At 72.8% G+C, this 12,846-nt stretch carries 12 protein-coding genes; 6 read left to right on the top strand and 6 right to left on the bottom strand.

Annotated features, from left to right (window positions below; translation table 11 throughout):
• Positions 1 to 122 precede the first annotated feature (122 nt).
• Together ACGFYQ_RS09835 and ACGFYQ_RS09830 are read right to left on the bottom strand one after the other, a co-directional pair.
• Positions 123 to 782: a response regulator gene (locus ACGFYQ_RS09835; protein ID WP_393741808.1), complete on the bottom strand. Its 660-nt coding sequence runs from the start codon at positions 780 to 782 to the stop codon at positions 123 to 125.
• Positions 770 to 2,017, bottom strand: a complete 1,248-nt coding sequence (locus tag ACGFYQ_RS09830; protein WP_393742141.1) for a sensor histidine kinase — start codon at positions 2,015 to 2,017, stop codon at positions 770 to 772. Before ACGFYQ_RS09830 ends, ACGFYQ_RS09835 begins: the two co-directional genes overlap by 13 nt.
• Before the next feature lie 204 nt (positions 2,018 to 2,221).
• On the opposite strand from ACGFYQ_RS09830, the gene ACGFYQ_RS09825 reads away from it, so the two are divergent.
• On the top strand, positions 2,222 to 2,641 hold the full coding sequence (locus tag ACGFYQ_RS09825) for a DoxX family protein (protein ID WP_393741806.1): 420 nt from the start codon (positions 2,222 to 2,224) through the stop codon (positions 2,639 to 2,641).
• Positions 2,642 to 2,749: 108 nt separating this feature from the next.
• On the opposite strand, the gene ACGFYQ_RS09820 is transcribed toward ACGFYQ_RS09825, so the two are convergent.
• Positions 2,750 to 3,628: an alpha/beta hydrolase gene (locus ACGFYQ_RS09820; RefSeq protein WP_393741804.1), complete on the bottom strand. Its 879-nt coding sequence runs from the start codon at positions 3,626 to 3,628 to the stop codon at positions 2,750 to 2,752.
• Between the two features lie 316 nt (positions 3,629 to 3,944).
• Here ACGFYQ_RS09820 and ACGFYQ_RS09815 point away from each other — a divergent pair, with 316 nt between their 5' ends.
• Positions 3,945 to 4,565, top strand: coding sequence for a hypothetical protein (locus tag ACGFYQ_RS09815; RefSeq protein ID WP_393741802.1), 621 nt, complete (start codon positions 3,945 to 3,947; stop codon positions 4,563 to 4,565).
• 118 nt (positions 4,566 to 4,683) lie between these two features.
• Positions 4,684 to 5,460, top strand: a complete 777-nt coding sequence (locus tag ACGFYQ_RS09810) for a hypothetical protein (RefSeq protein ID WP_393741800.1) — start codon at positions 4,684 to 4,686, stop codon at positions 5,458 to 5,460.
• Positions 5,461 to 5,505: 45 nt separating this feature from the next.
• On the opposite strand, the gene ACGFYQ_RS09805 is transcribed toward ACGFYQ_RS09810, so the two are convergent.
• From ACGFYQ_RS09805 to ACGFYQ_RS09795, 3 genes are all read right to left on the bottom strand, one after another.
• A complete protein-coding gene (locus ACGFYQ_RS09805; protein WP_393741798.1) occupies positions 5,506 to 6,699 on the bottom strand; it encodes an MAB_1171c family putative transporter in 1,194 nt (397 codons plus the stop codon).
• On the bottom strand, positions 6,696 to 7,253 hold the full coding sequence (locus ACGFYQ_RS09800) for a toxin-antitoxin system, toxin component (protein WP_393741796.1): 558 nt from the start codon (positions 7,251 to 7,253) through the stop codon (positions 6,696 to 6,698). The genes ACGFYQ_RS09805 and ACGFYQ_RS09800 overlap by 4 nt, the downstream gene beginning before the upstream one ends.
• A 64-nt stretch (positions 7,254 to 7,317) precedes the next feature.
• Positions 7,318 to 7,986, bottom strand: coding sequence for a helix-turn-helix transcriptional regulator (locus tag ACGFYQ_RS09795; RefSeq protein ID WP_362391283.1), 669 nt, complete (start codon positions 7,984 to 7,986; stop codon positions 7,318 to 7,320).
• A 229-nt stretch (positions 7,987 to 8,215) separates the two neighbouring features.
• Between ACGFYQ_RS09795 and ACGFYQ_RS09790 the strand changes: the two genes are divergently transcribed.
• From ACGFYQ_RS09790 to ACGFYQ_RS09780, 3 genes are all read left to right on the top strand, one after another.
• A complete protein-coding gene (locus tag ACGFYQ_RS09790) occupies positions 8,216 to 9,202 on the top strand; it encodes a helix-turn-helix domain-containing protein (RefSeq protein ID WP_393741793.1) in 987 nt (328 codons plus the stop codon).
• 62 nt (positions 9,203 to 9,264) lie between these two features.
• Entirely contained in the window at positions 9,265 to 10,620 is a 1,356-nt protein-coding gene (locus ACGFYQ_RS09785) for a 6-phospho-beta-glucosidase (RefSeq protein ID WP_393741791.1), read from the top strand.
• A 166-nt stretch (positions 10,621 to 10,786) separates the two neighbouring features.
• On the top strand, positions 10,787 to 12,769 hold the full coding sequence (locus tag ACGFYQ_RS09780) for an MDR family MFS transporter (protein ID WP_393742139.1): 1,983 nt from the start codon (positions 10,787 to 10,789) through the stop codon (positions 12,767 to 12,769).
• Positions 12,770 to 12,846: the final 77 nt, after the last annotated feature.

Genomic DNA, 12,846 nt, shown 5'->3' with positions numbered 1-12,846 from the left:
CGGTCCGACAACGCGGCGAGGTGCCGTGCTTGGGGGTACCTCCCTGGGGGTCCCCCCGGACGGAGTCTGGGGGAGGTAGCCGGGGGAGCGTCGCGCCCCGGTGAACCTTGCCGGTCACAGCACTAGGTGCTCTCCCGGCCCCGCAGGTGCGCCAGGACCGCCAGGACCCGGCGGTTGCCCTCCGTGGCGTCCAGGTCGAGCTTCGTGAAGATGCTGGACGCGTGCTTGACCACGGCGGCCTCGGAGATGAAGAGCCGGCCCGCCAGGGCCTGGTTGTTGAGGCCCTCCGCCATCAGGGTCAGCACCTCCCGCTCGCGCGGGGTGAGGCGGGCCAGCGGATGGTCCTGCGACCGGCTGCCGAGCAGGACCCGGATCACCTCGGGGTCGATGACCGTCTGCCCCTCGGCGACGCGCCGCAGGGCGTCGAGGAACTCGGCGACCTCACCCACCCGGTCCTTGAGCAGATAGCCGAGCCCGGCCGCCGAGGCTCCCGTGAACAGCTGGGTCGCGTACGCCGTGGCCACGTACTGCGAGAGCACGAGCACGGGCAACGAGGCGTCCCTGGAGCGGAGTTCGAGCGCGGCGCGCAGCCCCTCGTCACGGAAGCCGGGCGGCATCCGTACATCGGTGACCACGGCGTCGGGACGCTCCGCAGCCACGGCCCGTACGAGTTCCTCCGCGTCGCCGACGGCGGCGAGGACCTGGTGGCCGCCCCGGGTGAGCAGTTCCGCCAGCCCCGCGCGCAGCAGGACGGAGTCCTCGGCGAGGATCAGCCGGAGCACGGGACCTCCACGCGGAGTTCGGTCGGCCCGCCCACCGGACTGGACACCACCAGCCTGCCCTTCAACATCGCCACCCTGTCCGCGAGACCCGCCAGCCCCGCTCCCGCGCCGGGATCGGCCCCGCCGCGGCCGTCGTCGGTGACGGAGAGAGTGAGCCGGTCGTTCTCGACCCTACCGGCGACGGCCACGTGCGAGGCGCCGCTGTGCTTGGCGGCGTTGGCCAGCGCCTCCGTTACGGTGAAGTACGCCGTGATCTCCACCGAGTCGGCCAGCCGGGGCACGTCGAGGTCCACGGTCACGGGTACCGGATGCCGCAGTGCCACCTCGGCCACGGCGGCCGCGAGGCCGTGGTCGGTGAGCACCTGCGGGTGGATTCCTCGTACGAGGTCGCGCAGTTGCTCCAGCGCCACCTTGGCCTCGGCGCGGCCCCGTGCCACGAGCGCGGCGGCTTCGGCGGCCCGCGGGAGTCCGCGCAGTTCCAGTTCGGCGAGGCCCAGGGTCATGCTGAGCGCGACCAGCTGCTGCTGCGCGCCGTCGTGCAGATCCCGTTCGATGCGCCGCCGTTCGGCCTCGAAGGCGTCGACGAGGCGCACCCTGGAGCGGGTGAGCTCCAGTACCCGGGCGTCTTCCTCGCGCGGCCCGAGCAGCAGCCGGGCGGTCTTCACCTGGGCCCCGGCGAGCAGGGCTCCCGCGTACGCCGCCACCACCAGCCCGGCCAGTCCCGCCGCCGTGCCGCCCAGAGCCTCCAGCGGTCCGGAGACGGCCCTGCCGGGTATCAGCATCACCGGCTCCGGGGCGAGGGCCCAGACGATGACCGGGCTGACGACGAGGATCACGGAGAACGCGAGCAGCGTGACCACTCCGAGCCCCGCCGCCCCGAAGACCGGCCCGAGCAGGGCGGCGTACCCGAACTCCCGCCAGGTGGCCCGTTCCCGCAGCCGTGTCCGCAGCCAGGCCGCCGGGCCGGCCCCGGCCAGGGAGGTGTGGGGATCGCCGACCGGCACCGGATCGACCCACCGCAGCCGCCACCGCTCCAGCGCTCCGAGCGGTACCGCGCCGGAGACGGCGCAGAGCAGAAGCAGCAGCCCGATTCCGGCCACGGCCAGCACCACCCCGAGCCCGACGAGCACCACGAGCGCGACCAGCACGGGGTACCCGAGGGCGAACCCGGCCGCCAGATACCCCCAGCACCGCAAGGGCCACCACGACCCGAGGAACCGCAGGGGCCGCCGCATCACCGCCCAGAGGGCGACCGGGGCCTCGTCGGCCGGATCCGCGAGGGCAGTGGAGGCAGACACGGGGCTCAGCCTAGGCGGGTGACTCCCGGGCCGGGGCGGGGGCGGCGGCGTGGCGAACTGGGCCGGACGGGTGAACGATGACAGAGGGGGCGTGAACGCCCCTCTTCGACTCGGTACGCGTGATGCTTCAGGGAGGTCGTGATGGACGTCCTCGTACTGATCGGCCGCCTGTTGTTCGTCGTCCTCTTCGTCGCCTCCGGGACGGCGCACCTGACCAAGACCCAGCAGATGGCCGGGTACACCGCCTCCCGCGGGGTACCCATGCCCGTCGTGGCCACGGTCCTGAGCGGTGTGGTCATCCTGGCGGGCTCGGTGAGCGTGGCGCTCGGGCTGTGGGCCGACCTCGGAGCCCTGGCGCTGGCGGCCTTCTCCTTCTCGGTGGGAGTGCTGATGCACGGCTTCTGGAAGGAGAGCGAACCGCAGACGCGGATGATGGAGCAGACGCAGTTCTTCAAGGACACGGCCATCGGCGGCGCGGCCTTGGTGATGTTCGCGTTCTTCGCCTACGCGGGCCACGACCTGGGCCTCATGATCACCGGCCCGGCCCTCTCGATCAGCTGACGGAAGCCCCGCGCCCGGACAGGACCTGGGATTCCGGGCGAGGACCGGTCCCGACCGGAGCCTGGTCACCTACACGGCGGAGGCCGGTTCACCCTGCGAGGCCCACGTTCAACGGTGGGTGACGGTACGCCGCACCAGGCAGTCCTCGAAGAAGCCGAGGCAGCGCAGGTGGTAGGGCCGGGCCGCGTAGCCCAGGCTGATGTTGTGGCCGGCTCCCGGTTGCCGGTCGACCTGCACGCTCGGGGCGGCGGTGAGCCGCGATCTCAGCTCGGCGAGCGCGTCCCGGTCGTACCGCCACCAGGGCTCGTGTTCGGCGAAGGTGAACCGTACGGGCAGGCGGACGCGGCCCGCGGCGCCGCGGAAGACCTCGGGCCAGCGGACGATGTCCACCTGTTCCCGGGCCGGCACGGGGCCGACGATCGAGGCGCAGGTGGTGAAGGTGTTCGGCGGGTAGAGCCGCAGCGGCCCCCAGCTGCGCCGGCCGCCCCGGGACGCGCCCTCGCCGGTGAAGGCGTCGGGCGCGTAGCGGTGGCCGCAGCCGGAGATCTCCAGGCCGAGCAGGTCGGGCGTGGCGTGGTCGGCGGCGGTGAGCAGCGCGACCTTGCCGCCGAACGAGTGGGCGAGGAGGAAGAGGCCGGCCCCGGTCGGCTGCCGGATGGCGAAGTCGCGCACGGCGGCGGCGAGGGTGGCCGCCTGCTCGGTGACGGTCTGCCCTTCGGGGAGCACGGCCGCGGACTGTCCGTAGCCGGGCCGGTCGACGGCCAGGACCGTGAACCCGAGCCGGGCCCCGAGGGTGAGCAGGGAGAGCTCGGGAAGGGCCTGGCCGTCGAAGTAGCCCGCGTTCATGCCCGCCCCGTGCACCGCGATCACCGTCGCCCGCGGCGGGCCCTCGGCCGGTTCGCAGAGCAGCGCGGACAGGGGGATGCCGGCGGCGTCCAGGGTGATCCGGCGCACGCCCCGCGACAGCTCCGCGGGCGCGGTGCTCATGCCGGGGCCGCCGTGTCGAGGCGGCGGGTGTCGTGACCGGTCGGCCCGGCGCCGACGTTGATGACGTCCGTGTCCACGGGGTCATCCTCCGCTCGGATTGTCGTATGCGCGTCGTGACGCGCCGGAGCGCGGCTCGGACCGGAGAACTTGAGGGGCGGCCCGGCCGTCGCGGACCGCGCGGCGGCCGGAGCCTCTGATGGCTTGAAGTCACTCCTCGGTCCGCGATCTTGACCTGTCTGCCGCGTATCGAAGCCGGGTCCTGATCGTTTCTTCAGCCGTAACCCTCATATGTGCTGCGGAATCGGGAGGACACGCGGTGACCGCTTGGCAGTACCTCGCCGGGGCGGGCCTGGTGGCGGCGCTCTGCCCGCTGCACGGCCATGTGGCGGTCGCGGATGACGGCAACGGCCGCGGGGCCCGGGTGGACCTGTGCGTGCCCGGAGGGCGGCCGGACCGGCCGGTGTTCAGGCCGCCCTCGGTACGGGCGGGCGTGCCCGGGGCCGAGCGGCCCACCGTGCACCACCCGGGGCGGTCCCCCGGGCGGTCCCCCGGGCGGTCCCCCGAGCCGCCCGCCGTCGCCGACCCGCCGGAGCGGCCGGAGCGGCCGGAGCCCCCGAGTCCGCCCGGGGCCGCGGCGGAGGCGGGGGCAGAGGCGGGGGCGGAGGCCGGGGCCGGAGGGACGGAGCCGCCGGAGCCCGCGCCGGCTGCCGGGCCCGTGACCGGTCCGGAGCCCGCGGACGTACCCGCCCCGCCCCGGCCCAGGGCCGCAGCCGCTGCCGCGCCCGTGAGTGCCTTCCACGTGCGCCCGTACCGCGCGGTGGCCCTGGAGCGGCGCGGCCCGGGCGGGATGTCCACGCTGATGCTCATGGTCGTCGTCACCACCCCGGCCGTACTCGCCGCCGCCGCCCTGCGACCGCGCTCCAAGAGCCGAGGCTGACCGCCGCCGCGCATCCGCTCACCGGTCCGCCCACTGATCCCACCCACCGATCCGCCCACTGATCCATCCAACGATTCGCTCACCGACCCACCCGACGAACCACAAGGGGAGAATCCTCGTGTCCGAATGGCTGGTCCTGGCCATCGCCATGGCGCTCGTCTGCGCCCTCGTCCTCGCCATCACCGCGATCCGGCACCGCCGGGTCGCCGATGACGAGGACACCAGCGAAACCCCCGACGTCATCGAGTACATGACGATGATGGTGGGCGTGGTCTACGCGATCGTGCTGGGCCTGGCCATCGCGGGCGTCTGGGAGGCGCGCGGCGCCGCCGAGGACAGCGTGCGCCGCGAGGCCCAGTCGCTGTACGAGGTCACCCAGCGCGCCGACGTCTACCCCGCGGCCGTCCGCGACCGGATCCGCGGCGAGGTGGACGCGTACGTCTCCCACACGGTCGCGGTGGACTGGCCGCTGCTGACCTCCGGGGAGAGCGCGTCCGCCGAGGGCGCCCAGCTGCTCGGCAAGCTGCGCAGCGACGTCACCCACCAGACCCCGGCGAACGAGCTCCAGGCGCAGGCCTACCAGCCGCTGCTGGACCACATCGCCGCCGCAGACGACGCCCGCCACTCGCGGACCCAGAGCTCCGAGTCCACGCTGCCGGGCGTGGTGTGGTTCGGGCTGCTCGTGGGCGGGGTGGTCACGGTCGGGCTGATCTTCACCCTGCAGATCCGCCGCTCCGGGCGGGAGCTGCTGCTCGCCGGGCTGTTCAGCGCGCTGATCGTGTTCCTGCTGTTCATGGTCTGGAGCTTCGACGCGCCCTACGGACGGGACGGCAACGACTCCGCGGGGCCCTTCCAGGACCTCTTCCCGACGACGGCGGTGGCCGCCGCCCGCTAGGGACCACCCACTGGGGGCTACGCGCCGGGGACTGCGCGGCGGGGACTACGCGAGCCCGCACCGGGACCCGGACGGCGCGGTCCGCTCCCGGACCGCCCGCACCACCGGCGAATGCCGCAGGGCGTGGGAGATCCGCAGCAGGTCGCGCGGCCCGTCGGCGGTGTCGAGCACGGTCTCCTCGCCCGCCCCGATGACCTTGCCCTCGGGGTCCGCCGAGCGGGCCTGCACGGCGGCCGCGACCATGGCGGCGTCGGCGACCGCGCGCGCGGTCCCCTCGTCGGCCCCCTCCGCGACGGCGCGCTCGTAGGCGCCGTCGCGCAGGCGCCGGTCGAAGTACGGGCCGAGGTGCAGGAATCCGTCGTGGATGTCCGACTCGCGCTGGATCACGCGCAGCTCGGCGGCGGACCACCAGGCCATCTGCACGGACGGGGTGCCGGGGGGCGCGGAGATCTGCACCTCCTGCCAGAGCGAGCCGAGCTTGCGGTACGTCGTCCAGGTCTCCCAGGTGTCCGACAGCCGCTGGCAGACGAGGGGGAGCACGAAGCCGATCGCGCTGACCAGCGCCCCCGCGGAGGCGAGCGGCGGGGCGGCGAGAGTACTGAGGTAGTCGAGGTCGTGGCCGGCCCAGCGGGCCACGACGGCGGACATCTTGGTGGCGTCGTAGCTGAGGTTGAACATGTAGCCCGCGACGATGATCATCAGGCCGACCCGCAGCCAGCCGCGCACCTGGAGCGACCAGCGCCAGCACATGGCCACCATCACCACGGCGGCCACGTTGTGCGCCACCAGGTAGAGGGCGATCATCTCGCGGATGTACGGCGTGTTCGCGTAGTAGGTGTCCAGGTCGCGAAGCCGTTCGACCGGGGCGTCACCCAGGGCGAAGAGCACGATCAGGGCCACGATCACGACGCTGTAGCCGAGGATCCAGCGCTGCGAGACGCGGCGGGTCTCCTCGGCCGGGCCGCCCCGCCAGTTGACGACCAGGACCAGGCAGGAGGCGCTGAACGCGGTGATCAGGCAGTAGACCAGCGGGGCCGAGATGTTCGGCACCCCGGTCCAGCGGTTGACCGCCGCGATGGTCGGCGGGGCGGCGAAGGTGAAGACGGCTCCGGCCAGCGTCAGCAGCGCGCAGACCGAACGCAGCAGTGGATCACGCCAGTTGTTGCGCAAGGCCGGCAGCTTGAAGGCGAGGGAGACCGCCATCGCGGCTGCCGGGATGTAGTAGTCCTGCCCGTTCAACGATCGTTCCTGTGCCCCCGGTAGCCCAGCGCGGCCTCGATCCGGCCCGCCAAATGGTCGCGCTGTGCCGGGGCCCGGTGACTCGCCGACCCGGCGAGCCAGGTCCGGCACCGGCTGCCCAGCAGTAAGCCGAAGGTCTCGGCCTCGGTCTCCTCCTGTACGTCGGCACGCGTGCGCGCGGCGACCCGGCGGACGGTCTCGCCGATGTCGGCCTCGTCGGACAGCAGCCGCGCGGCGACGGCGGCGCCGTCGACGTGGTGGCTGCAGTGGCCGGCTTTCATGTGCCACAACTCGTGGCCCAGGATCACCAGCTGGTGGTCGGGTGCGGTGCGTTCCTCGATGACCACGAGATCGCGGTCCGCCATGTCGAGCCACAGGCCGCTGGCCGTCCCCGGCGGGAACGAGGCCATCCGGAAGTCCACCCGGCGGCCGCGGTGTCTGCTCATGCCCTCGCAGAGGGCGGCGTAGAGGTCCACGGGCTCCACGGGGGCGGTGAGCCGGATCCCGGCCACCAGCTCCCCGCACAACCGCCGCTGCTCTCTGCCTATGCTCACCGTTCTCCCCGTCGGCGCGGATCCGGATCAGGACTCAAGGATCAGACCCAGACTTTCGACTGGGTCAGGATTCGTTCGGTTTCACGCTCTCGAGGAGCATGTCCAGCCATTCGGTCACCTTGTCCCGGTGCTTGTCGCTGGGCAGTTGGGCGGCTCGCCAGGCGATGCCCCGTACGCCGTGGTTCTGGAGGAGTCTTGCCAGCGGATCGCCCGCCGAAGCGGCCGCGGCCGGTACGGTTTCCCGCGCGCGGCCCGCGAAGTCCTGGAGCAGCTGTTGCTCGGTCCGCTGGAGCGCGTCGGTGAGGGCGTCCGCGTCGTGGGCGGTGAGGAACCCGGCGTGCACCCCGAAGAAGCGCTGGATCGCGTCACAGTGTTCCATCGTGGGGCGGCGGTCGCCGTTGATCAGGGCGCCGGCCTGCTGCCGGGACATGCCCGCGCCGTCCGCGATCTCCTGCTGCGTGTAGCGGCGGCCGTTGGGTTTGACCCGTGTGCGCCGGAGCAGGTCGAGGCGCTGGAGGAAACGCGTCTGCAGATCGGGTTCGCCGGCGGGTCTGCCGTCGAGCAGGGTCCTGACCACGTCGGTGGGTACGCCGGAGGCCTCGGAGAGGCGCCGCAGGTCGAAGACCTGGTTCAGGTCGCGGCCCATCTTGCCCGCGAGTTCGGCGACGCGCGTGACGGTGGCGGCCAGGGGTGCGTGGGCCACCGCGACGGGAGCCGGGAAGCCGTCTGTCACCAGTGGTTCTCCTAGATCGCGCGAAGTCGGTTCGGGCAGCGCCCGGGCACATGGTCGGCTTCTGGAATCTAGCCGTTCCGGCCGCTAAGGGCTAGAACGTGCCACAGCTGTGGCGGGAATGAGCTGTCAAGAGGCTGGAATTGCCACAATAGTTGACACTCGAATGAAGTCGGTAGCAGGATCGCCACACGGAAATGAAGATCCAGACCGTGAGGAGGGGGAGCTCTCGGTGCCACATCTCGCAGCGGTGGGCCCGTCCGATGGCCTCGCCGGAGCCGGTGAGGAGCGCCTGGCGGGCGATGAGTCCGCACGCGGCGCAGTGCGGTCGGAGCGACGCAAGGAGATTTTGCGCCAGCGCCGCGAGGAGCTGGGGCTGAGCCAGGAGGACCTCGCCGCTCGGCTGGGCATCAGCGTGCGTGCGTACGGAAACTGGGAGCGCGGCCTGGTCAAGGAGTGGACCGACCGCAAACTGCTCGCCCTCGCCCAGGCGTTGGAGATGAGCGAGCGGCAGTGCTTCTGGCTGTTCCGCGTCATGGTCGATCGCGACCCGCCGCCCACGTGGCGGGCCGCCGAGGAGAACCGGCTGCCGCAGGACCCCGCCCAGCGCGACTACCTGTGCGACTACGCGGCCCTGATGGAATCCGTTCCCTACCCGAGCTTCCTGGTGGACCACCGGTGGGACGTCGCGCTCACCAACTCCGCCTTCGACCAGCTCTTCCAGACCGTCCGGCCGCACCCGACGGCCCTGCCGGACGACAACTTCCTGCGCTTCGTGCTGTTCCACCCGGACGCGGCCGGCGTGCTGGAGGACCACGAACCGGCCTGGTGCGTACCGCTGCTGGCCCAGTTCGCCACCGCGCTCGCCGCGGCACCGGAGGACGAGGGGCTGCGCAGCATCCGCCAGGAGGTGGCCCGCGACCCGTTCATGGAGGCGGCCTACCGGTACGGGGTGCCGCACTGGCTGAGCATGCGCGGAGCCGGGGCCGCCGAACAGGACGGGGCGGTACGGACCGTGCGCCACCCCGACCCGCGGCGTGGGCTGGTGCGCTGCCGGATGGTGGCCGAGACCAGCCGCATGCTGGACGCGATGGGGCTGACCCGGATCACCCTGATCCTCGCCGCCCCGCACGGCGCGCCCGCCGGGCCCGCCCCGGTCGGCGGGCCCCGCCGGCAGCAGGGCGCCAGACTGCGCGCCGTGCCGCCGCTGGGGGAGTGAGCGGCCGGGTGAGACTGGTGCCCTGACTCCACGGAACTCCACGGACAAAGGGCGGTAAGGGCGTGCGGCTGACGATCCTCGGCGGGGGCGGATTCCGGGTACCGCTGGTCTACGGAGCCCTGCTCGGCGACCATGCCGAGGGCCGGGTCACCCACGTGACGCTGTACGACGAGGACGCCGGGCGGCTCGGCGCCATGGCCCGGGTGCTCGCGGACCAGGCGGCCGCCACCGGAGTACCGGACGCCCCGGCCGTCACGGCCACCGGGGACCTCGACGAGGCCCTGCGCGGCGCCGACTTCGTCTTCTCCGCCATCCGTGTCGGCGGGCTGGAGGGGCGGGCCGCCGACGAGCGGATCGCCCTGGCCGAGGGAGTGCTGGGCCAGGAGACGGTGGGCGCGGGCGGGATCGCGTACGGCCTGCGGACCGTGCCGGTGGCCCGGGAGCTCGCGCGCCGGATCGCCCGCGGCGCCCCCGAGGCCTGGGTCATCAACTTCACCAACCCGGCCGGGCTGGTCACGGAGGCGATGGCCGAGGAGCTCGGCGAGCGGGTGATCGGCATCTGCGACTCGCCCGTGGGGCTCGGCCGGCGCATCGCCCGGCTGCTGGGGGCCCGGCCGCAGGAGGCGTGGATCGACTACGTCGGCCTCAACCACCTGGGCTGGGTACGCGGGCTGCGCGTCGGCGGCCGCGACGAACTGCCCCGGCTGCTGGCCGACACCGAGGCACTGGAGTCCTTCGAGGAGGGCCGGCTCTTCGGGGCCGAGTGGCTGCGCTCGCTCGGCGCGATCCCCAACGAATACCTGCACTACTACTACTTCAACCGTGACACGGTACGGGCCTACCAGGAGGCCGAGCAGACCCGCGGGGCCTTCCTGTGCGACCAGCAGCGCGGCTTCTACGCCGAGGCGGGCCGGGCCGGGTTGCCGGCCGGGGCGGCGCTGGCCGCCTGGGACCGGACCCGGGCCGAGCGCGAGGCCACGTACATGGCCGAGAACCGCCAGGCGGCCGGCGTCGGCGAGCGCGAGGAGAGCGACCTGGAGTCCGGGGGCTACGAGCAGGTCGCGCTCGCGCTGATGCGGGCCATCGCCCGGGACGAGCGGGCCACGCTGATCCTCAACGTCCGCAACGGCTCCACGCTGTCCGTCCTCGACGCCGAGGCGGTCATCGAGGTGCCCTGCCTGGTCGACGCGAACGGCGCCCACCCGGTGGGCGTCGCCCCGCTGCCGCTGCACGCGGTCGGGCTGGTGACGGCGGTCAAGGCCGTCGAGCGGGAGATCCTGGCGGCCGCCGCGGGCGGCTCGCGGGCGGCCGCGGTGAAGGCCTTCGCGCTGCATCCGCTGGTGGACTCGGTGGGGGTGGCCCGGCGGCTGCTCGACGGGTACGTGTCGCAGCACCCGGGCCTGGCCTACCTGCGCTGACTTCCGGCGCGCGGTTCCTCCGTACGGCTCAGCGCCGCATGCGGTGCGGCGGGGGCGCTGTGACAGTGCGAGGGTGACCACTGCCCCCGCCGACACCTCTGCCGCACCGCATGCCGCGCCACCGGTGCTCGACCGGCAGCGGCGCAACGTCATCTTCGGCACGATCATGCTGGGCGTGCTGCTCGCGGCACTCGACCAGACGATCGTCGGAACCGCCCTGCCCACGATCGTGGCGGATCTGGGCGGCGGGGACCACATGGCGTGGGTGGTGACCTCCTACCTGCTCACGGAGACCGTGGCGACGGTGCTGGTGGGCAAGTTCGGTGACCTCTTCGGCCGGAAGCTGATCTTCCAGATCTCTGCCATCGTCTTCATCAGCGGCTCCTTCCTGTGCGGCCTGGCCGGCAACATGACGTTCCTGATCGTGTGGCGCGGCGTCCAGGGCATCGGAGCCGGCGGCCTGATGGTCACCGCGATGGCGTTGATCGCCGATGTGGTGCCCCTGCGCGAACGCGGCAAGTACCAGGGCATGATCGGCGCCGTCTTCGGCGTCGCCACCGTGATCGGACCGCTGCTCGGCGGGTTCTTCACGGACCAGCTCAGCTGGCGGTGGTGCTTCTACGTCAACGTCCCGATCGCGATCCTCGTCGTCGTCGCGGCCGCCCGGACGATCCCGGCGGTACGGGCCTCGGGCAAACCGGTCATCGACTACCTGGGCATCGCCCTGGTCGCGATCGGCGCGAGCGCGCTGATCCTGGCCACCAGCTGGGGCGGGAACGAGTACGCCTGGACCTCGCCCGTGATCATCGGCCTGTTCGCGGGCGGCGCGCTCGCGCTGGCCCTGTTCTGCGTGGCCGAGAAACGGGCCGCGGAGCCGATGCTGCCGATGCGGCTCTTCCGCAACCCGGTGTTCTCCGTGTGCTCCGTGCTGAGCTTCATCGTCGGGTTCGCGATGCTCGGTGCGCTGACCTTCCTGCCGACCTACCTCCAGTACGTCGACGGGGACTCGGCCACGGTCTCGGGTGTCCGGACCCTGCCCATGGTCTTCGGGCTGCTGCTCGCGTCCGTCTTCAGCGGCAACGTCACCAGCAGGACCGGCCAGTACCGGATCTTTCCGATCGTGGGCAACGCGGTCATGGGGGCCGGCCTGTACCTGCTGTCGCGGATGCAGCCGGGGACCAGCACGCTGCTGGAGTCGCTGTACATGTTCGTGCTCGGTACGGGCATCGGCCTGTCCATGCAGGTGCTGACGATCGCCGTGCAGAACACCGTCGACTACGCGGACCTCGGCACGGCCACCTCCGGGGTCACGTTTTTCCGTACGCTCGGCAGCGCCTTCGGGACGGCGGTCTTCGGAACGATCTACGCGAACACCCTCGGGCCCGAACTGGAGGCGGCCGTCGCGGAGGCGGCGCGGCTCACCGGACAGGACCCGGCGCAGCTGGCCGAGGCCGCGTCCAGCCCGGAAGGGGTGCACCGGCTCGACCCCGTGGCCGCGGGCCCGGTCATCGACGCGTACGCCCAGGCGCTGCACACGGTGTTCCTGTGGACCGTGCCGGTGGCGGTCGTCGGCTTCGTCGTCGCGCTCTTCCTCAAGCAGGTGCGCCTGCGCGACTCCGCCCGCGCCGGGTCCACGGACATGGGGGACGGTTTCGGCTCCCCGGCCACGGCCTCCGGGGATTCGGCCAAGCTGCTGGAACTGGCGGTCGGCAAACTCGTACGGAGCATGGGGCGGGACACGGCGCGCGCGATCGTCGGGGCCTCGGACACAAGGTTGGACATCGCGGGCGCATGGGCGGTGATGCAGGTGGAACTGATGACCCGGACGGTGGGCCACGCCAGCCTCGGCCTGATCGCCGGGCGCCGCTCCGTGCCGCCGGAGGTGCTGCTCCCGGTCTTCGACCGGATGGCGGACGAGGGCTTCCTCAGCCGTGAGGGCAGCTTCTTCACGCTCACCCCGGCCGGACAGCGGGAGGCCGACGTCATCTCGGCGGCGTGGGCGGACTGGCTCGGCGGCCAGTTGGAGAAGGACCGGGGGCGGCCGCGGAGCGCCGAACTGCGGGTGGCGGCCGACGCGATCGCGAAGCGGCTGCTGGCGGAGGACCTGGGCGAGGGGAACTTCGCGCCGAAGGTGGTGCTGCGCACGTAGGACGACGGGCCGCGGCGTGGCCCGTCGCTTAGCCCCGCGTGCGCGGCCCGGCTCGGCATGCCCGGCCCGGAACTTAC

The sequence above is a fragment of the Streptomyces sp. NPDC048258 genome, from assembly GCF_043201995.1.
In the GTDB taxonomy this organism is placed as follows: Bacteria; Actinomycetota; Actinomycetes; order Streptomycetales; family Streptomycetaceae; genus Streptomyces.
The sequence above is the reverse complement of the archived record's forward strand: the minus strand, read 5'-3'. Positions and strand labels throughout refer to the sequence as shown.